The sequence below is a fragment of the Streptomyces sp. NPDC111802 genome (genome assembly GCF_055634335.1).
This window is the reverse complement of record NZ_JBVKCZ010000036.1, coordinates 65132-84812: the sequence shown is the minus strand read 5'-3', so window position 1 is coordinate 84812 and position 19681 is coordinate 65132. Positions and strand designations below refer to the sequence as shown.

Annotated in this window: 18 protein-coding genes; 2 read left to right on the top strand and 16 right to left on the bottom strand. The window is 69.3% G+C overall.

Annotation, left to right across the window (positions count from 1 at the left end; all coding sequences use genetic code 11):
• Window positions 1-534: 534 nt before the first annotated feature.
• Entirely contained in the window at window positions 535-2733 is a 2199-nt protein-coding gene (gene helR / locus ACZ7NC_RS32650; protein WP_471493444.1) for an RNA polymerase recycling motor ATPase HelR, read from the top strand.
• 72 nt (window positions 2734-2805) lie between these two features.
• On the opposite strand, the gene ACZ7NC_RS32645 is transcribed toward helR, so the two are convergent.
• From ACZ7NC_RS32645 to ACZ7NC_RS32595, 11 genes are all read right to left on the bottom strand, one after another.
• The gene (locus ACZ7NC_RS32645) at window positions 2806-5658 is read right to left on the bottom strand and encodes a DEAD/DEAH box helicase (protein WP_471493410.1); all 2853 of its coding nucleotides are present in this window, start codon (window positions 5656-5658) and stop codon (window positions 2806-2808) included.
• Window positions 5659-5771: 113 nt separating this feature from the next.
• Window positions 5772-6722 (bottom strand): twin-arginine translocase subunit TatC, encoded by a 951-nt coding sequence (tatC, locus tag ACZ7NC_RS32640; protein ID WP_471493408.1) that lies wholly within the window; start codon window positions 6720-6722, stop codon window positions 5772-5774.
• A gap of 47 nt (window positions 6723-6769) precedes the next feature.
• The gene (gene tatA / locus ACZ7NC_RS32635) at window positions 6770-7063 is read right to left on the bottom strand and encodes a Sec-independent protein translocase subunit TatA (protein ID WP_471493406.1); all 294 of its coding nucleotides are present in this window, start codon (window positions 7061-7063) and stop codon (window positions 6770-6772) included.
• A 260-nt stretch (window positions 7064-7323) separates the two neighbouring features.
• Window positions 7324-7518, bottom strand: coding sequence for a hypothetical protein (locus tag ACZ7NC_RS32630; RefSeq protein ID WP_471493404.1), 195 nt, complete (start codon window positions 7516-7518; stop codon window positions 7324-7326).
• Between the two features lie 20 nt (window positions 7519-7538).
• Window positions 7539-7832, bottom strand: a complete 294-nt coding sequence (locus ACZ7NC_RS32625) for a hypothetical protein (protein WP_471493402.1) — start codon at window positions 7830-7832, stop codon at window positions 7539-7541.
• Window positions 7833-7876: 44 nt separating this feature from the next.
• Window positions 7877-8893, bottom strand: coding sequence for a helix-turn-helix transcriptional regulator (locus ACZ7NC_RS32620; RefSeq protein ID WP_471493400.1), 1017 nt, complete (start codon window positions 8891-8893; stop codon window positions 7877-7879).
• Window positions 8894-8912: 19 nt separating this feature from the next.
• Complete coding sequence (locus ACZ7NC_RS32615) at window positions 8913-9866, bottom strand: helix-turn-helix transcriptional regulator (RefSeq protein ID WP_471493398.1); 954 nt, start codon at window positions 9864-9866, stop codon at window positions 8913-8915.
• 179 nt (window positions 9867-10045) lie between these two features.
• Complete coding sequence (locus ACZ7NC_RS32610) at window positions 10046-10417, bottom strand: FKBP-type peptidyl-prolyl cis-trans isomerase (protein ID WP_030053355.1); 372 nt, start codon at window positions 10415-10417, stop codon at window positions 10046-10048.
• A gap of 64 nt (window positions 10418-10481) precedes the next feature.
• Window positions 10482-11483 carry an FKBP-type peptidyl-prolyl cis-trans isomerase gene (locus ACZ7NC_RS32605; RefSeq protein WP_471493395.1) on the bottom strand — a complete coding sequence of 334 codons (1002 nt, stop codon included), beginning with the start codon at window positions 11481-11483 and terminating at the stop codon, window positions 10482-10484.
• A 150-nt stretch (window positions 11484-11633) separates the two neighbouring features.
• Window positions 11634-12995 carry a Pup--protein ligase gene (gene pafA / locus ACZ7NC_RS32600; RefSeq protein WP_028801611.1) on the bottom strand — a complete coding sequence of 454 codons (1362 nt, stop codon included), beginning with the start codon at window positions 12993-12995 and terminating at the stop codon, window positions 11634-11636.
• 9 nt (window positions 12996-13004) lie between these two features.
• Entirely contained in the window at window positions 13005-14264 is a 1260-nt protein-coding gene (locus tag ACZ7NC_RS32595; protein ID WP_471493393.1) for an MFS transporter, read from the bottom strand.
• A 98-nt stretch (window positions 14265-14362) separates the two neighbouring features.
• Here ACZ7NC_RS32595 and ACZ7NC_RS32590 point away from each other — a divergent pair, with 98 nt between their 5' ends.
• Window positions 14363-15379 carry a LacI family DNA-binding transcriptional regulator gene (locus ACZ7NC_RS32590; RefSeq protein ID WP_471493391.1) on the top strand — a complete coding sequence of 339 codons (1017 nt, stop codon included), beginning with the start codon at window positions 14363-14365 and terminating at the stop codon, window positions 15377-15379.
• 77 nt (window positions 15380-15456) lie between these two features.
• On the opposite strand, the gene prcA is transcribed toward ACZ7NC_RS32590, so the two are convergent.
• The 5 genes from prcA to dop all read right to left on the bottom strand — a co-directional run bounded on the left by prcA (window position 15457) and on the right by dop (window position 19665).
• Window positions 15457-16224, bottom strand: a complete 768-nt coding sequence (gene prcA, locus ACZ7NC_RS32585; protein WP_471493389.1) for a proteasome subunit alpha — start codon at window positions 16222-16224, stop codon at window positions 15457-15459.
• Between the two features lie 59 nt (window positions 16225-16283).
• Window positions 16284-17129: a proteasome subunit beta gene (gene prcB / locus ACZ7NC_RS32580; protein WP_471493387.1), complete on the bottom strand. Its 846-nt coding sequence runs from the start codon at window positions 17127-17129 to the stop codon at window positions 16284-16286.
• On the bottom strand, window positions 17081-17692 hold the full coding sequence (locus ACZ7NC_RS32575; RefSeq protein WP_471493385.1) for an endonuclease VII domain-containing protein: 612 nt from the start codon (window positions 17690-17692) through the stop codon (window positions 17081-17083). Before ACZ7NC_RS32575 ends, prcB begins: the two co-directional genes overlap by 49 nt.
• 44 nt (window positions 17693-17736) lie before the next feature.
• Window positions 17737-17955, bottom strand: a complete 219-nt coding sequence (locus tag ACZ7NC_RS32570; RefSeq protein ID WP_019757212.1) for a ubiquitin-like protein Pup — start codon at window positions 17953-17955, stop codon at window positions 17737-17739.
• Window positions 17956-18153: 198 nt separating this feature from the next.
• Window positions 18154-19665, bottom strand: coding sequence for a depupylase/deamidase Dop (gene dop, locus ACZ7NC_RS32565; protein WP_471493383.1), 1512 nt, complete (start codon window positions 19663-19665; stop codon window positions 18154-18156).
• Window positions 19666-19681: the final 16 nt, after the last annotated feature.

The window sequence follows — 19681 nt, the reverse complement described above, 5'->3', positions numbered from 1 at the left end:
GTCATGGGTATGTCGGGATCTTCTGCTTGTTTGGGAACAAGCGCACGAATACGCCTCAACTCGGTGCGCTGCGGGCGAGCTTAGTCCGACCGGATCATCGCCGTGTCATATTCAGCAAGCACCTGAAATGGGGTGCGCGGCAGGAGTACGCTCGGGAACATTTACACGCTCAGGTTGCCTTCGAACACGGCGCGTAACGGCGTACGGGTGTGCGATGAATACTCACCGTGACGGGTGAAGGTCGGGTTCCGGAGCCGTTCGGACGAGAAGGTCCGACCACCGCGGGCGGGCAGAAGAGGCCGGCGGGGAGCGCGGGAAAGCGCGGCTACACGCGAGAGAGCGCGGCAAAAACAAAGGCAAGGAGCTCTCCGACTCCTTGCCACTCTCAACTTATAGCGCACTGGGGGGCTTGCGGCAAGGCCCCCGTCGTGCCGCAGAATCTCCGGCCTAGGCCGAGGACCTGCGGAAACGGGAGTCGTAGAAGTGAGTGTGCTGTTGATGTCGCTCGACCCGGCCGGCCGGGACAAGCCGCCCATGCCCGAGGTTGACCACGCCGGAGAAGCCGCCCGTGTGTTTGACCTCCCCGAACGCCTCTCCCCCAAGACCGACCCGACCCTGATCGCCGCCGACGAGCAGCACTTCGCGGCCATCGCGGAGTGCCTCGAGCAGTCGATCGCCGAGCTGTCCGACCGCCTCACGGTCGTGCGCAAGGCGCCCGGCGGGACGGGCCGGGAGGCGATGGACCGGGACATCGAGATCCACCGGCTGACGGCCCGTCTGCGCACCCTGCGCCGCTTCGGCCTGGACCTGTGCCTGGGCCGCATGGTCGGCACGGACAGCCCCGAGCCGGTGTACGTCGGACGGCTCGGCCTGACCGACAGCACGGGCCGTCGGCTGCTGGTCGACTGGCGCTCCCCCGCCGCCGAGCCGTTCTTCGGGGCCACCCACGCCAACCCGATGGGCCTGGCGAGTAGGCGCAGGTATCGCTGGACCCGCGGCCTGATCAGCGACTACTGGGACGAGGTGTTCACCCCGGACGGGTTCGCCGGACACGCCGCGCTGGACGACCAGTCCGCGTTCATCGCCGGCCTCGGCGGCAATCGCTCGCCCCGGATGCGGGACGTCCTCGGCACCATCCAGGCCGACCAGGACGCCGTCATCCGCGCCGGTTCCCGGGGCGCGCTCATCGTCGACGGCGGTCCCGGCACGGGCAAGACCGTCGTCGCCCTGCACCGCTCCGCGTACCTGCTCTACTCCGACCCCCGCGTCGACCATCGCCGGGGCGGCGTGCTGTTCGTCGGCCCGCACCGGCCGTACCTGGCCTACGTCTCCGACGTCCTCCCCAGCCTCGGCGAGGAGGGCGTGCAGACCTGCGTCCTGCAGGACCTGGTCCCGGAGGGAGCCACGGCGACGGTCGAGGCGGACCCGGAGGTGGCCCGTCTGAAGTCGTCCGCGGACCTGGTGGGGGCGATCGAGAAGGCCGTCCGGTTCTACGAGGAACCGCCCACCGAGGGCATGACGGTCTCGACCCACTGGTCCGACGTATGGCTGAGCGCCGACGACTGGGCCGTGGCGTTCGCGGCGGCCGAGCCCGGTACGCCGCACAACGAGGCGCGCGACCAGGTCTGGGAAGAGCTGCTCACGATGCTGGTCGACCGGCACGAGGAGGACGCCTCGGGTGACGACGGCCAGGTCTCGGCGGAGCTGGTCCGCAGGTCGCTGACGCGGAACAGGGAGCTGCTGGCGGCTTTCAACCGCGCGTGGCCGGTCCTTGAGGCGACCGACCTCGTCTCCGACCTCTGGTCCGTCCCCGCGTACCTGCGGATGTGCGCCCCCTGGCTCGGCCGCGAGGAGGTTCAGCGGCTCCAGCGCACAGACGCCCAGGCCTGGACGGTGTCCGACCTGCCGCTCCTGGACGCGGCACGGCAGCGGCTCGGTGACCCGGAGGCGGCCCGGCGCAGGCGTCGGCAGGAGGGCATCCTCGCCGCGCAGCGCGAGCGTATGGCGCAGGTCGTCGACAACCTGATCGAGGCCGCGTCCGACTCCGGCGCCGACACGGACGAGGGCGAGGGCCTGGTGACGATGCTGCGGGGTCAGGATGCCCAGGTCAGCCTGGTCGACGCCACCGAGCTGCCCACCGCCGCCCCCGACCGGCTCGCCGGCCCGTTCGCGCACGTCGTCGTCGACGAGGCCCAGGAACTCACCGACGCCGAGTGGCAGATGCTGCTGCTGCGCTGCCCGTCCCGCAGCTTCACCATCGTCGGGGACCGGGCCCAGGCCCGGCACGGCTTCACGGAGTCCTGGCGGGAACGGCTCGAACGGGTCGGGTTCGACCGGATCGAACTGGCCTCTCTGAACATCAACTACCGGACGCCGGAAGAGATCATGACGGAGGCCGAGCCGATCATCCGGGCGGCGCTCCCGGACGCCAACGTCCCGACGTCCATCCGCAGCGGCGGCGTCCCCGTCGTACACGGATCCCTGTCGGAACTCGACTCGATCCTGGACGACTGGCTGGCCGAGCACGCCGAAGGGACCGCCTGCGTCATCGGCGATCCCACCTTCCGCCCGACGGACCGGGTCCGGTCACTGACCCCGGAGCTGTCGAAGGGCCTGGAGTTCGACCTGGTCGTCCTCGTCGCCCCGGAGCAGTTCGGCGAGGGCATCGAGGGAGCGGTGGACCGCTATGTGGCGATGACCCGAGCGACTCGGCAACTGGTCATCCTCAGGTGAGCGAGCGCCCGGGGGCGCGGGGCTGCATCGATATGCGGCCCCGCCGCCTGGGCGCGGCAAGCCAAGGAACCCTCACCCCACCGACGAGTAGGCGACAACTCCCCGGAGCAGCGCCTCGACAGCCTTCCGCGCGTTCTTGGGCACGGTCGAGCCCTCCACAGGAGAAGCCGCGGCGATCTGCCCCAGCACATCGATCACCTGCTTGCACCACCGCACAAAGTCCCCGGCCGGCATCTCCGCCTCCCGAAGCACCTCGTCCAGCCCCTTGCCGCTGGCCCACATATAGGCGGCCCAGGCGAAGCCGAGGTCGGGTTCCCGCTGGCCGACCCCCTCGGTCTGGTTGATCCGGAAGTCCTCCTCCAGAGCGTCCAGTCGGCCCCAGATCCGGACCATCTCACCGAGCGAGGCCTTGGCCTTGCCCGACGGCAGCTTCGGGGCCATCGCGTCGTCCCCGACCCTGGCCTCGTACACCAACGCCGAGACGCAGGCCGCCAGTTCGGCCGGGGCGAGACCCTCCCACACCCGCTCGCGCAGGCATTCGCTGGCCAGCAGGTCGAGTTCGCCGTAGAGCCGCGCGAGTCGCTTGCCGTGCTCGGTGACCTCGTCGCCGCGCAGATAGTCCAGCTCGGTCAGCAGCGCGACGATGCGGTCGAAGGTGCGCGCGATGGTGTTCGTGCGTCCTTCGATACGGCGCTCCAGCTGCGAGGTGTCCCGGATCAGCCGGTGGTAGCGCTCGGCCCACCGGGCGTGGTCCTCACGGTCGTCGCAGCCGTGACAGGGATGGGCGCGGAGCGCCTTGCGCAGACGGGCGATCTCACGGTCGTCGACTGCCTGGGAGCGGCGCTTGCGGTGCCGTTCGGGCTCGATGTGCCCGGCCTTGCTGCGCAGCGCGGACGCCAGGTCCCGACGGGACTGCGGGGAGCGCGGGTTGAAGGACTTCGGGATCCGCATCCGCTCCAACGCCTCCACGGGTACCGGGAAGTCCATGGACGCCAGCCGCTTGACCTGTCGCTCGGCGGTCAGGACCAGCGGGCGCGGCCCGTCGTGGTGCTCGAAGCCACGGTGGCCGTTGGACCGGCCGGCCGGCAGCCCCGGGTCCAGCACCAGCGCCAGACCGGCGTACTTGCCCGTCGGCACATGGATGACGTCACCGGGCTTGAGCTTCTCCAGCGCGGTCGCGGCCTCGGCGCGCCGCTGCACCGCGCCCTCCCGGGCCAACTCGTTCTCGCGGTCCTTGAGTTCGCGGCGCAGTCGCGCGTACTCCTCGAAGTCCCCGAGGTGGCAGGTCATGGACTCCTTGTAGCCGGCCAGCCCCTCCTCGTTGCGCTGCACCTGGCGCGAGATCCCGACGACCGACTTGTCGGCCTGGAACTGCGCGAAGGACGTCTCCAGCAGCTCGCGCGAGCGATGCCGCCCGAACTGCTCGACGAGGTTGACCGCCATGTTGTACGACGGCTTGAAGCTGGACCGCAGCGGATAGGTGCGCGTGCCCGCCAGTCCCGCGAGATGCTCGGGGCTCATGCCGCGCTGCCACAGCACCACGGCGTGTCCCTCGACGTCGATTCCGCGGCGGCCCGCACGGCCGGTCAGCTGGGTGTACTCACCGGGCGTGATGTCGGCGTGCTGCTCGCCGTTCCACTTGACGAGCTTCTCCAACACCACCGAGCGTGCGGGCATGTTGATGCCGAGGGCGAGGGTCTCGGTGGCGAACACGGCCTTCACCAGGCCGCGCACGAACAGCTCCTCGACGACCTCCTTGAAGGTCGGCAGCATGCCCGCGTGGTGGGCGGCTATGCCGCGCTCCAGACCCTCCAGCCACTCGTAGTACCCGAGGACGTGCAGATCCTCGGTCGGGATGGAAGCGGTGCGTTCCTCGACGAGGGCGCGCACCTTCTCCCGCGCCTCTTCGTCGTTCAGCCGCAGTCCCGCGTGCAGGCACTGCTGGACGGCGGCCTCGCAGGCGGCGCGGCTGAAGATGAAGGTGATGGCGGGCAGCAGCCCCTCGGCGTCGAGGCGTTCGATGACTTCGGGCCGTCCCGGCGTCCACACCCGGGAGCGCTGTCTGCGCTCGCGCTCCCGGTCGGCCTCGCGCATGGCGCGGCCGCGTCTGCGGTCCTGGTACGACGGCCGGGTGGCCTCCATGCGGGCCAGCCGCGTGAGGTCGGGGTTGACGGCCTTCTTGTGGCCCTCGCCCTCCTCGAACAGGTCGTACATCCGGCGCCCGGCGAGCACGTGCTGGAACAGCGGCACGGGCCGGTGCTCGGAGACGATCACCTCGGTGTCGCCACGGACGGTGTCGAGCCAGTCGCCGAACTCCTCCGCGTTGGACACGGTCGCCGACAGCGAGACGAGGGTCACCGACTCGGGGAGGTGAATGATCACCTCTTCCCAGACGGCGCCACGGAAGCGGTCGGAGAGGTAGTGCACCTCGTCCATGACGACGTAGCCGAGGCCGAGGAGGGTCTGTGACCCGGCGTACAGCATGTTCCGCAGCACCTCGGTGGTCATCACGACCACCGCGGCGTCGGGGTTGACGCTGTTGTCGCCGGTGAGCAGACCGACCATGCCGTTGCCGTAACGGCGGCACAGGTCGGCGTACTTCTGGTTCGACAGCGCCTTGATGGGCGTTGTGTAGAAGCACTTCTTGCCCTGCATCAGGGCGAGGTGGACGGCGAACTCGCCCACGATCGTCTTGCCGGAGCCGGTGGGCGCCGCCACCAGCACGCCCTTCCCCGCTTCGAGCGCCTGGCACGCCTCGATCTGGAAGGGGTCGAGGCCGAAGTCGTACATCTCGCGCAAGGAGGCGAGCGCGGTGGCCTGCTCGGCAGCGCGCCTGCGTGCTGCCGCATACCGCTCGGCCGGTGAGAGGTCCTCTGTCATCGTGCTTTCGAGCGTACCGGGCCCCACTGACAACAGGACGATCATTATCCGGATCGGCCCTCCGCGAACCCGGGATCCCCGCAGCTCACGACCGCTCGATGCGAACGGCCGGGTACGCCCCGTGGGCGCCCCGGCCGCGCTTTCCTGAGATCCGCCTCTCAGGTCACGTCGTCATATCCGTTGACCCGGTCCCTGCTCGCCTGCTCGGGCAGCGCCCGGGCGGCCGAGACGGTCTCGACCTCGCCGATCGCCTCGGGGGTCAGGTCCAGGTCGGAGGCCTCGTCGTCGGCGGGGCCCATTTCGTCGCGGCGGCGCCTGCGGCGGTCGTTCACCAGGGAGACGGCGACCGCTGTGAAGTACAGGATCCAGATCGGTCCCGCGAGGGCCATCATCGTCAGCGGGTCCGTGCTGGGCGTCGCGATGGCCGCGAACACGGTGATGCCCATGATCATGCCGCGCCACCAGCCGAGCATGCGCTTGCCGGTGATGGCGCCGGTGAAGTTGAGCATCACCAGCAGCAGGGGCAGCTCGAAGGAGAGGCCGAAGACGATCACCATGCGCGTGACGAGGTCGAGCAGGTCGTCGAGCGGCAGCAGGTTGTCGACGCCGAACGGTGTGAACTCGATCAGGACGTCGGCGGTCTTGGGCAGCACCTTGTAGGCGAAGAAGGCGCCGGCGAGGAAGAGCGGGAAGCCCGTGGCGACGAACGCGTAGGCGTACCTCCGCTCATGCTTGTGCAGGCCGGGGGCGACGAAGGCCCACAGCTGGTACAACCAGACCGGCGCGGCCAGAACGACACCGGCCATCAGGGACACCTTCAGCGCAAGCGTGAACGGCGCGAGCAGACCGTTGATCGTGATCTGCGCGCACGGGTTCTCGTCGCGGGCCGTCTTGGCCAGTTCCTCGAACGACTTCGGGCAGCCGACCGATTCGAGGACCGGCTTGGTGAAGAAGTTGATGATGTCCTGATAGAAGAAGGCGGCGATGATCGTGATGACGACGATCGCGAGCAGTGCTTTCGCGAGCCGGTTGCGAAGCTCACGAAGGTGCTCCGCGAGGGGCATCCGCCCCTCGGGATCCTTCTCCTCATTGCGGGCAGACTTCAGCAACCCACGTTCCCATCTCGTGCGGCGGGCCGGAAATCACCGGCCCTGCGTCAGCGCTTGCTGGAGTCCGTCGGCTCGGTGACCGGGCGCGAGCTGTTCACGTCGCCGGGGGAAGCCTGGATGATGCGCTGAGCCGGGGGCTGCTGGTCGTCGCCCGTGTTGTTCGGCGGGTCGGCCGGGGCGGCGGACTTGCCGTCGTCCTTCATCGCCTTCGCCTCGCTCTTCAGGATGCGCGCGGACTTGCCGAGCGAGCGCGCCATGTCCGGAAGCTTCTTCGCGCCGAACAGCAGGATGATGACGACGAGGATGAGAATGATCTCGGGGGCTCCGAGCCTTCCGAACATAAGTCTTTACCTTCTCACCGAGGCGGCTGGGGTGGGATGCTGTCCGATCGGTCGGACATGTGTCCGAACGATCGCGTTGACAGCGATCGTAACGCTCAGGGGTAAACGTCAGGCAATCCCCGTGCGTACTCCCTGTCCGCGGACCGGGCCTCGTTCTCCGGGCCGCGACCAGCAGCGTACCTGCCCCCCACGGCAAGTTGACAGGGCGAAGTGGCCCAAAACGCATAGGGCGCAGGACTCACACCCAATCCTTGGGGGCCTTAGAGGGAGTCCACAGCCCGGGCCGCGCTCATGCTGGCCCGCTCCAGATCCTCGGCCGCCCTGCTGATGCGTCGCGCGGAGTCCGTGACCTGTCGGCCGAGGCGCTGCGCCTCCAGGAACACCCGCACGGCGAGCACACCGAGGACGGCGAGACCCACGAAACCCACAGCTACCGCGAACATCGGCCAGAACATGACGCCGAGCCTAGACCGTCCTACACCGTGGAGTGCAGCCGCAGGGTGCTGACCCCGCCGCCCGTCAGCAACTCGACGATCCGCTCGCCGGCCGGCTTGCGCACGGAGGCGCCGCAGTCGGGGCAGGTGAAGGAGTAGAACGTCGTACGGCTGGTCGCGCCGATGACGAGCCGCAGGGCGCTCGCGGTGAGCTCGAAACGGCCGCGGCAGTCCGGGCACCCCGCCTTGAACACCACCGGGGACACGCTTCTCATCCCGGCGAAAGCGGAAGCCACCGTCATGCCCCGCACACCGGACGTCGCCGACTCGCTCAAGCCCCTGCTCCCGCCTGTCGCACTGCCTTGCCGAACTGCCTGTCCTACTGTCCGTCGCCGGCCCCACGCACCTCGTGAGCGCCCCGCACCTCGATCCCGTCGTACGCCGCCAGCGCCTCGCGGGCCGCCTGCCGCGCGCTGTCGGCCAGCTCGGGCGGCGAGACGATACGACCGTCGCGGCCGAGCCGCAGGGCCAGGCGCCGCAGCGACGCCGGCTCGGGAGTACGCAGGGTGATACGCAGTCCGCCGTCCGCCAGCTCATCCGCGCTGTCGTGCGGGTAGTACTCCGCGACCCAGCGTCCGGCCGGACCCACCTCGACGACGACCTCCGGATCCTCCGCCGCGGGCTGCACCAGCCCCTCCGACAGGTCCCGCAGCTCGATCTCGGGCGGCGCGGACGGCTCGTCGAGGATCTTGATCTCGGCGACCCGGTCGAGCCGGAAGGTGCGGCGCGCCTCGGAGCGGCGGCACCAGGCCTCGACATAGGTGTGGCCGACGCTCACCAGGCGGATGGGGTCGATCTCGCGCTCGGTGACCTCGTCGCGGGCCGGCGAGTAGTAGCGGATCCACAGCCGGCGCCGCTCGGAGATCGCCCGGTCGACGTCGGCGAAGACCCCGCCCTCGGACTCGAAGGTCACCGACAGCCGGGAGCTGGCGCCGGCCGCCTCCCCTGCCGCGGCCTCCACCTTGGCCGTCGCCCGCAGCAGCGCCTGCCGGTCGCTCTCGCGCAGCCCCGGCAGCGTGGACACGGCACGGGCGGCCACCAGCAGCGCGGTCGCCTCGTCGGCGGCGATCCGCAGCGGCTCGGCGACATCGTCGGGGTTGTGCCACCAGATGCGCTCGCCGTCGGTGTCGATGTCGAGCAGGTCGCCGCCGCGGAAGCTGGTGCCGCACATGGGCAGCACGTCGAGGTCGGAGACCAGCTCGTCCTCGGAGATGCCGAACGCGCGCGCGACGTCCTCGACGCGGGCGCCCGGGCGCTCCCGCAGATACGTCATCAGCGAGAGCATCCGCCGGGTCTGGTCGATGGCGCTCGTGGGCCTGACCGGTTTGCCTGCCACTGTGTCGCTCCGCTCCCCCTCAGCCCTTGGCCACGGCACGCAGCCGGTCCACCACGTCGGCCCGCAACTCGGCGGGCTCCACGACCACCACGTCCGGCCCGAACTCCACCAGCCAGGCATCCAGCCCATGGCCGTACGGAATCTCCAACTCGTCCCAGCCGTCCCCGAGTTCCCGCACCGAGGTGGCCTTCGCCCGAAGGGGGTACCCGGCATCCGTGCGCAGCCGGATCAGCGCGGAGCGGTCGGCGGTCTCCCCCGCCCAGCTCGCGACCGTCTCGCGCACGGTGACGACGTCGGGGACCTCGGCGGTGAAGCGGCCGCTGCGGCTGCGCACCTTGCCGGTGATCCGGGACAGCCGGAAGACCCGCTCGGCGCCCCGGTCCCGGTCCCAGCCCGCGAGATACCAGTGGCCGCGCCAGCACTCCAGCGCCCACGGCTCGACATGCCGGGGCTCGGGGCGGGCGGCGGTGGCCTTGCGGTAGTCGAAGACGACCGGGCGACGGTCGCGGCAGGCCAGCATCAGCGGCTCGAACGCGGCCTCGTGCACCGGGATTCGGGGCTCGAGCGCGCCGTGCGCCTCATACGGGTCCACGTCCTCCGGCAGCCCCGCCGCGCGCAGCTTCTGCAGGGCGCCGCTGGCCGCGCCCGCGAGCCGGGCCTGCTGCCACACCTTGGCGGCCAGGCCCAGGGCGGCGGCCTCCTCGGCGTCCAGGGTGATGGGCGGGAGGCGGTTGCTGTCGCGGCGGGCCAGATAGCCGACCTCGCCGTCGAGGTTCTCCACCGTCTCGATGACCAGGCCGAGCTCGCGCAGATCGTCCTTGTCGCGCTCGAACATCCGGTTGAAGGAGTCGTCGCTGCCAGCTTCGAGATAAGCCTCGATGGACTCACGCAGCTCGCGCTTGCTCAGTGGCCGCCGCGTCCCGAGCAGACACAGCGCCAGGTTCATGAGCCGCTCGGCCTTGGCAATGGCCATCGACGCCCTTCGCCTTCCCTATGGTGCTTACGAGCGATGACCGTACCGCCCCGAAGTGGCGCGGCAAAGCCGAGGGTCCATGCCCGCACAGGCATGGACCCCAGGTAGTCGGCTCCGGTCGTCCGCCGATCACGGCCGACGATCGGACACGACGATCGATACGCCGGTCGGACAGCCGATCAGACGCCGAGCAGGTCGACCACGAAGATCAGAGTCTCACCGGGCTTGATCGCCGGGGTCGGGCTCTGGTTGCCGTAGGCGAGGTGCGCCGGGATGGTCAGCTGGCGACGGCCGCCGACCTTCATGCCCTGCACGCCCTGGTCCCAGCCCTTGATGACCCGGCCGCCACCCAGCGGGAAGCGGAACGGCGTACCGCGGTTCCAGCTGGCGTCGAACTCCTCACCGGTGCTGAAGGCCACGCCCACATAGTGGACGGTGACGGTCTGGCCCGCCTGCGCAACCGCGCCGTCGCCCTCCCAGATGTCCTTGATCTCGAGGTCCGCCGGGGGCTCGCCGCCCGGGAAATCGATCTCGGGCTTGTCGATGCTCACGTCCTACGCTCCAAGCTTGTTGTGGAAAGGCAACGGACCCAGTCTTTCATCACCCCGGGGAACGTCACATCTTGGCCAGGATGTCCACCGTGAACACCAGGGTGGCGCCCTTGGCGATGCCGCTGCCCTGCGGCGGGTTGTCGCCGTAGCCCAGGTCCGGCGGGATGACGATCAGCACGCGGCTGCCGACCTTCTTGCCCGTCAGCCCCTGCGACCAGCCCTTGACGACCTGCTGCAGCGAGAACGACACCAGCTGCTTGTTGGCGTACGTCGAGTCGAACTCCTTGCCGTCCGACCACTGCACGCCCTTGTACTGCACCAGCACGGTGCTCTCGGCGGCGAGCTCGTCGCCGTCGCCCTCGAGGACGTAGTTCGCCACCAGCTTCTTCGGCGGGTCCGTCTTGGGGATCTCGAGGGACGGCGCCTTGCCGTCGGTGTTGGTGCCGACCTTGGGCAGGTCGGCGTCGTCCTGGGCGACCTTGGAGCCCTTGGCGGAGCTCTTGGCGTTGAAGGTGTCCTGGATGTCGACCACGAACACCAGCGTGTCGGTGCCCTTGATACCGGCCTGCGCGTTGCCCTCCTTGCCGTAGCCCCAGGTCGGGGGGACGGCCATCTCGACGCGGCTGCCAGTCTTCTTGCCGACCAGACCGTACCGCCAGCCGTCGATGATGCGGCCCTGGGCGAGCTGGATGAGCAGGGGCGCCTTGCGGTCGTAGGAGTTGTCGAAGACCTTGGCCGTGGCCCAGATCTGGCCCAGGTAGTTCGCCTGGACGTAGTCGTTCTCCGCGACCGTGGTGCCGTTGCCCGCGATCAACGTCTTCACCGCGAGGTCCTTCGACGGCTCACCGCTGCCCTTGGCGACCGTCGGCTTCTCGTCGAACTTCGCGCCCGCCGTGATCGCCGGCAGCGGACCGTCCACGATCTTCGGCGACGGCGCCGCCGATCCCTCCGGGGTCGACGGCGACGGGCTGTCGCTCGCCTTGCTGGAGTCGGCCTTGTCATCGCCGCATCCGGCGAGCGTGACCAGTCCTGCGGGTACGGCGATGAGAAGTGAGCGTCGGCGCACGGTGGGGGCCTCGTAATCGTCGATCTTGTGGATGGCGTGCGCGCAACTCTACGGCGTGAGAAGGGCGCCGTACGGGAAACGTACGGCGCCCGTGTTGCGTTCCGGCCGACCACGGCGGCCATTCGGAACGCGTCACTCAGTTACCGGCCATCACATGCCTGCGATCAGTTTCTCCACCCGGTCGTCCACCGAACGGAACGGGTCCTTGCACAACACCGTGCGCTGCGCCTGGTCGTTCAGCTTCAGATGGACCCAGTCGACGGTGAAGTCCCGGCGCTGTTCCTGAGCCCTGCGGATGAAATCGCCGCGCAGCCGGGCCCGAGTGGTCTGCGGCGGGACGGACTTGCCTTCGAAGATCTTCAAGTCGTTGCAGATACGCGCCGCTTGACCCTTCTTCTCCAGCAGGTAGTAGAGGCCACGACGCCGGTGGATGTCGTGGTAGGCGAGGTCTATCTGCGCGACCCGCGGATGCGACATGGTCATGTTGTGCTTGGCCCGGTACCGCTCGATGAGCTTGTACTTCATCACCCAGTCGATCTCGGTGCCGATGCGGTCGAGGTCCTCGGCCTCGATCGCGTCCAGGGTGCGGCCCCAGAGCTCCAGGACCTGCTCGACCGTGCCGGTGCGGATGCCGCGGCGCTCGCAGAAGTCCACGGCCTTCTCGTAGTACTCGCGCTGCACCTCCAGCGCGGAGGCCTCGCGGCCGCTGGCCAGCCGCACCTTGCGCCGGCCCGTGATGTCGTGGCTGACCTCGCGGATCGCCCGGATCGGGTTCTCCAGGGTCAGGTCCCGCATCACCGTGCCCGCCTCGATCATGCGCAGCACCAGGTCGGTCGCGCCGACCTTGAGCAGCATGGTCGTCTCGGACATGTTGGAGTCGCCCACGATGACGTGCAGGCGGCGGTAGCGCTCGGCGTCCGCGTGCGGCTCGTCGCGGGTGTTGATGATGGGCCGGGAGCGGGTCGTCGCCGAGGAGACGCCCTCCCAGATGTGCTCGGCCCGCTGGCTGACGCAGTACACCGCGCCCCGCGGGGTCTGCAGCACCTTGCCGGCGCCACACAGAAGCTGCCTGGTGACCAGGAACGGAATGAGGATGTCCGCGAGCCGGGAGAACTCCCCGTGCCGCGCCACGAGGTAGTTCTCGTGGCAACCGTAGGAGTTGCCCGCCGAGTCGGTGTTGTTCTTGAAGAGGTAGACGTCGCCCGCGATTCCCTCCTCGTGCAGGCGTCGTTCCGCGTCTACCAGGAGTCCTTCGAGAATGCGCTCGCCGGCCTTGTCGTGGGTGACCAGTTCGGTCACGTTGTCACATTCGGGTGTCGCGTATTCCGGATGCGATCCCACGTCGAGATAGAGGCGGGCGCCGTTTCGCAGAAAGACATTGCTGCTACGGCCCCATGACACGACACGGCGGAAGAGGTACCGCGCCACCTCGTCAGGCGACAGGCGGCGCTGTCCCCTGAACGTGCACGTGACGCCGTACTCGTTCTCCAGCCCGAAAATGCGGCGGTCCATGACTGAACATTACGCCCGATCCCCTGAGCTGAAACGGGGTTCGACGGCACGGTTTGGATCATTTTCCGATGAAGCCGCAACCACCGCACCCCTGCCGGGAGCTGCGAGGACCCGTCCCGTGGCCAGCAGGACCAGCAAGGACACCGCCCCGGCCCCACCCGGCACGGCGAACCCCCAGAAGGCCCCGCCCGCCTCGACGACCGGACCCGCGAGGCCCGTTCCGACCGACGCGCCCACCGTGAACGTGGTCACAAGCCAGGAGAACGCCTCGGTGACCGTCCCCCGCGGCGCGTGCCGGTCGACCAGCACGAAGGCGCAGGCGATACAGGGCGCGAGAAACACACCCGCGAGCACCGCCAGCAGAGTCATGCCGACCGCGCCCGGCATCAGCGTCAGCGGCAGGTAACACACCGCCAGAAGCGCCACCAGCACCCGCAGTCGCCGGGCCGGCTCGCCGCTCCACTGCCGCGCCCCGTACACGGTTCCGCCGATCAGCGCACCCAGCCCCAGGCCCGCCATCAGCCAGCCGTACACCACGTCACCGCCGTTGTCGTCCGCGTACGACACGGCCGCCACCGCGATGGAGCCCATCGCCACGCCGACGAACAGGAAGGACGCGAGCAGCGCCAGCAGCCCCGCCGAGCGCAGCGCGCCCAGCCAGTGCGCCTCGCGCGGCGCCGAGCGCCATGCGCGCGAAGGCGGCGACACCACCACCGACAGCGCGCCCAGCACCCCGATGACGTTCAGCACGAGCAGCGCGGCCTGCGCCGACCACAGCGACGCGCACAGCGTCAGCAGCAAGGGTCCGATGGTGAACATGACTTCCTGCGCCACGGCGTCCATCGCGTACGCCGTGTGCACCTGGCCCTCCTTGTGCAGGACCGACGACCACAGGGCCCGCAGACCGCCCTCCAGGGGCGGTGTGAACAGCCCGGCGGCCGCCACCGCGGCGTAGGCGAGCGGCAGCGCGCCGGTGCCCACGAAGGCGAACGCGGCCATCGCGAGGGCCGAGGCGACCGCGGCGGGCAGCTGCACCCGGGGCTGGCCGTGCAGATCCACCAGCCGTCCCAGCAGCGGCTGGCCCACCGCGTTGGCGACTCCGTACACGGCCGCGAGGGCACCGGCCAGGCTGTAGGAGCCGCCCTCCGAGCGCACGAACAGCAGGATGGCGAGCGCGGCGACTGCGTTCGGCAGCCGCCCCATGAGCGTGCCGACGAGCAGCCGGGCGGCATGCCTCGCCCTGAGGATCTCCACGTATGCGCCGGTCATCGGCCGCGCCGCCCTCCGCTGAAGTTTTACGTATAACGTCCTTCGTCATACGTACCATGAGCGCTGTTCACGAGTCCAGACGAAGGAGCAGGTGCACGGTGGCACACGGCAGCACCCGCCCCACCAGCCGGGACGTCGCCCAGGCGGCGGGAGTGTCCCAGGCAGCGGTCTCACTGGTGCTCGGCGACAAGTGGCGCGGACGGGTCTCCGAGGCCACGGCCGAACGGGTTCGCGAGGCCGCCCGCGAACTCGGCTACCGGCCCAATCTGGCCGCCCGCAACCTCCGCCTCGGCCACACCAGAACGGTGCTCCTGGTCGTCCCCGCCCTCACCACCGAGTTTTTCGCGGGCGTCTACACCGGCGCCGCCCGTGTCGCCGCCCGGCACGGCTTCGGCGTCGTCCTCTACCCCTCCCCCGAAGGCATCGGCCCGGCCCGCGACCCCTTCGCCTCCGCACAGGCCGCCCTCGACGGCGTCATCGCCTCCTCCATGGCCGCCGACGCCCTCACCGCCATCCGCGGCGACCAGCTTCCCCTGGTGATGCTGGACAGCGACCCGGCCGGCAGCCTGGGCGCCGCGACCGTGAACCTCGACATCGCGGACGGCGTCCGCCAGGTCGCCGAGCACCTGCTGGGCCTCGGCCACCGGCGCATCCTGCATCTGGCCGCCGACATCGCGTCCTGGACCTTCGAGGTACGCGCGCGCGAACTCGCCGCACGGGTCGGCGCAGTGCCCGGCACCTCACTGCTCACGGTCCGCGCGCCCATCTCCATCGACGGAGCCCTGACCGCCACCACGACCGCGCTCGCCGCCAAGGGCCCCCGCCCCACGGCGATCGTCTGCGACGACGACAAGCTCGCCGCCGGCGCCTACAAGGCCGTACGACGCCTCGGCCTGCGCATCCCGGACGACATCTCCGTCACGGGCCTGGACGACCTCGCCCTCGCCACCGCCATCGACCCGGAGCTGACGACCGTACGGCTGGACGCCGAGCTGTTCGGGGAGCGCGGCATGCAAGCCCTCCTGGCGGTCCTGGAGGGCCGTGAACCCAAGGAGGGCGACATTCCGGTCCAACTCGCCGTACGGGGCTCCACAGCCCCGCCCAGCACGCCCTGACGGGCCCTTGCACGCCCTGTGCCCCGGCCGAGCGGTCGGCCGGGGCACAGAACGGGCGGGGTGAAGCGGAACGGGGACTAGTCGTCGGAAGCGCCGGACTCCTCGGAGTCCTCGTCGGCGGCGCTCTCGGCCTCGGTGGCCGCGCCACCGGCCTCCAGCAGCCGAGCCAGCTGACGGCCCACGATGCGCTTGAACTTCCGTGACTGCGGACGCGTACGGTCCAGCACCGCGACCTCCAGCCGCTCGGCCGGAATCTCCCGCTGCGAGCCGTTCGACTCACGGGAAAGCGCCTGCACGGCCAGCTCCAGGGCCTCGGCGAGGGTCATGCCGTCCTGGTGTCGCTGATCCAGATAGTTGCTGATCAGCTCGGCATTGCCACCCACCGCGACCGAACCGTGCTCGTCCACGATCGACCCGTCGTGCGGCAGCCGGTAGATCTGGTCGCCGTCGGGCGTCGCCCCCACCTCGGCCACGACCAGCTCCACCTCGTACGGCTTCTCGGCCGCGGAGGAGAAGATCGTGCCCAGCGTCTGGGCGTAGACGTTGGCCAGACCACGGGCGGTCACATCATCACGGTCATAGGTGTAACCACGAAGATCGGCGTAGCGGACACCGCCGATCCGCAGGTTCTCGTACTCGTTGTACTTGCCGGCCGCCGCGAAGCCGATCCGGTCGTAGATCTCGCTGAACTTGTGCAGCGCACGGGACGGGTTCTCACCGACGAACACGATGCCGTCGGCGTACTGGAGGACGACAAGGCTGCGGCCACGGGCGATGCCCTTGCGCGCGTACTCCGCCCGGTCGGCCATGGCCTGCTGGGGTGAGACATAGAACGGCGTCGACACCGGTTATCCGTCCCTTTCTGTCGAAGTCACAGGATCACCTTGATAAACCGAGCCGTCGCCTACAGCAGCGCGGCCCGCGGGCCGTCGGGCTGCTCCAGACGCCGCGCCAGGATGGAACGGGCGATCTCGGAGGACTCGTCATCGCCCAGCCGACGGAAACCGTCCTCGGTGATCACGGTGACGATCGGGTAGATCCGGCGGGCGACATCGGGACCACCGGTCGCCGAGTCGTCGTCAGCCGCGTCGTACAGGGCCTGTACCACGAGCGTCGTGGCCTCGGACTCGTTCAGATCATCACGGAAGAGCTTCTTCATGGCGCCACGCGCGAAGATCGAACCGGAGCCGGTGGCGGCGAAGCCCTGCTCCTCGGAGCGGCCACCGGTGACGTCGTACGAGAAGATCCGCCCCTTCTCCCGGTCGACGTCGTACCCGGCGAAGAGCGGCACGACGGCCAGCCCCTGCATCGCCATGCCCAGGTTCGACCGGATCATCGTCGACAGCCGGTTCGCCTTGCCCTCCAGCGACAGCTGGGCGCCCTCGACCTTCTCGAAGTGCTCCAGCTCCAGTTGGAAGAGCTTGACCATCTCGACGGCCAGACCGGCGGTGCCGGCGATACCGACGGCCGAGTACTCGTCCGCCGGGAAGACCTTCTCGATGTCCCGCTGCGCGATGACGTTGCCCATGGTGGCGCGACGGTCACCGGCGAGCACGACACCGCCGGGGAACGTCACCGCCACGATCGTGGTGCCGTGCGGCGCCTCGATCACGCCCTGCGTGGGCGGGAGTTGACGCTTGCCGGGCAGCAGCTCCGGCTGGTGGTCGGAGAGAAAGTCCATGAAGGAGGACGACCCAGGCGTCAGGAAGGCAGCTGGTAGACGCCCGGTGCTACGAGTGTTGGCTTCCACGCGATTCCTTCCACGTATGCAGCAGCCCGCCTTATGACGTCGGGCCGATCCTTGAACTGCCCCAGTGCAGCGTTGCAGCTGAAGCACAGTACGCCACGGACCCTACCCGTCTCGTGGCAGTGATCCACATGCTCAGGCAGAGCCGCCAAACATATGCAGCAGACGCCGCCTTGGGAGGCAACCAACTCTTCGCGCTCGGCTTCGGTGATGCCGTACTGGCGCTTCAGATGGTCCTGCCGCCCCTGGATGGCCCGGCACGCCTTGCAACGTGTCGACAGACCGTCGGATGCAGTGGCGTTGCGATGCCCCTCTTTGTGCGGCTTGACCTCACCGCAGGTCCGGCAGAGCTTGTGCCCGGTCGGAACGTCCACCTTCTCGCGCACCGACTTACCCATGACTTCCCGGCGGCGCCGGTAGTGCGCTGCGCTGTACTCCGCCACGCACTCCCGGCACCGCACCTGAAGGCCATCACGCCGGTTCTTGTCCCGGGCGAATGCCTCGGAGGGCAAGCCTCGCTTGCATCCCGTGCATTGCTTCGCGCTCGGATCTCCAGCCACCCTCATCCCCCGCCACCTTCGTTTCGAAGGCAAAAGCGGCTCGAAATCCGTTACTGGCCGCCCTTTTGCACGAAGGAACGCACGAAATCCTCGGCATTTTCCTCGAGTACGTCGTCAATCTCGTCCAAAACCGAATCGACGTCGTCGCTCAGCTTCTCCTGCCGCTCCTTGAGATCCTCGGAAGCCTGCGTTTCCGCAGCCTGCTCCTCGACCTCCTCAGTGGAACGCGTGGCCTTCTGCTGTCCGCCGCCGGTGTCCTTGGTTGCCATATCCCTCACCCCGCTCAGTTCGCCCGACATGGTCGACAGGTCGGCATTCCTGCCGATCGGTGATGATCAGACCCTACAAGCCGGGTCTGACATCGGCCCCGCAGTTTCTCCAACGTACGGGGGCCACCTCGATGATTCCCGGACGCCGGGTTTTCCACCCTGCCACCGACGTCCGGCCGACACCCGCCCGAGTACCCCTCAGCCGCCTGACAGGACCCTGACCAGGTCTTCCGCGGTACGGCAGCGGTCCAGGAGCTCCTTGACGTGATTTCGCGTTCCGCGAAGCGGTTCGAGGGTTGGGACGCGCTGGAGGGAGTCCCGGCCGGGGAGATCGAAGATGACCGAGTCCCAGGAAGCCGCGGCGACGTCGTCGGCGTACTGCTCCAGGCAGCGGCCGCGGAAGTACGCCCGGGTGTCCTCCGGCGGCTTCACCCTCGCCCGTTCGACGGTTTCCTCGTCCAGCAGGCGCTTCATGCGCCCGCGGGCCGCCAGACGGTTGTAGAGGCCCTTCTCGGGGCGTACGTCGGCGTACTGGAGGTCGACGAGGTGCAGCCGCGCGGCGTCCCAGTCGAGGTTGTCGCGGCGGCGGTAGCCCTCCATGAGCTCCCGCTTGGCGACCCAGTCCAGTTCGCCGGCGAGGCTCATGGGATCCCCCTCCAGGCGGTTCAGGGTGTCCTCCCAGCGGGTGAGGACGTCCTTGGTCTGCTCGTCGGCGTCCGCGCCGAAGCGCTCCTCCACGTACTTGCGCGACAGCTCGTAGTACTCCATCTGGAGCTGTACCGCGGTGAGTGTGCGGCCGCTACGGAGGGTGACGAGGCGCTTCAGGGACGGGTCGTGCGACACCTGGTGCAGCGTGCGGACGGGCTGGTCGACGGCGAGGTCCACGGCGATGAAGCCGTCCTCGATCATCGACAGCACCAGGGCCGTGGTGCCCAGCTTGAGGTATGTCGAGATCTCGGACAGGTTCGCGTCGCCGATGATCACGTGGAGGCGGCGGTACTTCTCCGCGTCCGCGTGCGGCTCGTCGCGGGTGTTGATGATGGGGCGCTTGAGGGTCGTCTCCAGGCCCACCTCGACCTCGAAGTAGTCCGCGCGCTGGCTGAGCTGGAAGCCGTGCTCGTGGCCGTCCTGGCCGATGCCGACGCGGCCCGCTCCGGCGAAGACCTGCCGGGAGACGAAGAACGGGGTGAGGTGGCGCACGATGTCCGAGAAGGGGGTCTCCCGCTTCATCAGGTAGTTCTCGTGCGTGCCGTAGGAGGCGCCCTTGTTGTCGGTGTTGTTCTTGTAGAGGTGGATGGGCTGGGCGCCGGGCAGCTGGGCCGCGCGCTCGGCGGCCTCGGCCATGATCCGCTCGCCGGCCTTGTCCCACAGGACGGCGTCCCGCGGGTTGGTGACCTCCGGGGAGCTGTACTCGGGGTGCGCGTGGTCGACGTAGAGCCTTGCGCCATTGGTGAGGATCACATTGGCCAGCCCGATGTCCTCGTCGGTGAGCTGGCTGGCGTCGGCGGCCTCCCGGGCGAGGTCGAAGCCTCGCGCGTCCCGCAGCGGGTTCTCCTCCTCGAAGTCCCAGCGGGCCCGGCGGGCCCGGTGCATCGCCGCCGCGTAGGCGTTGACGATCTGGGATGAGGTGAGCATGGCATTGGCGTTGGGGTGGCCGGGGACGGAGATCCCGTATTCCGTCTCGATACCCATTACTCGCCGTACGGTCATGCGGCCCTCCTTGCCC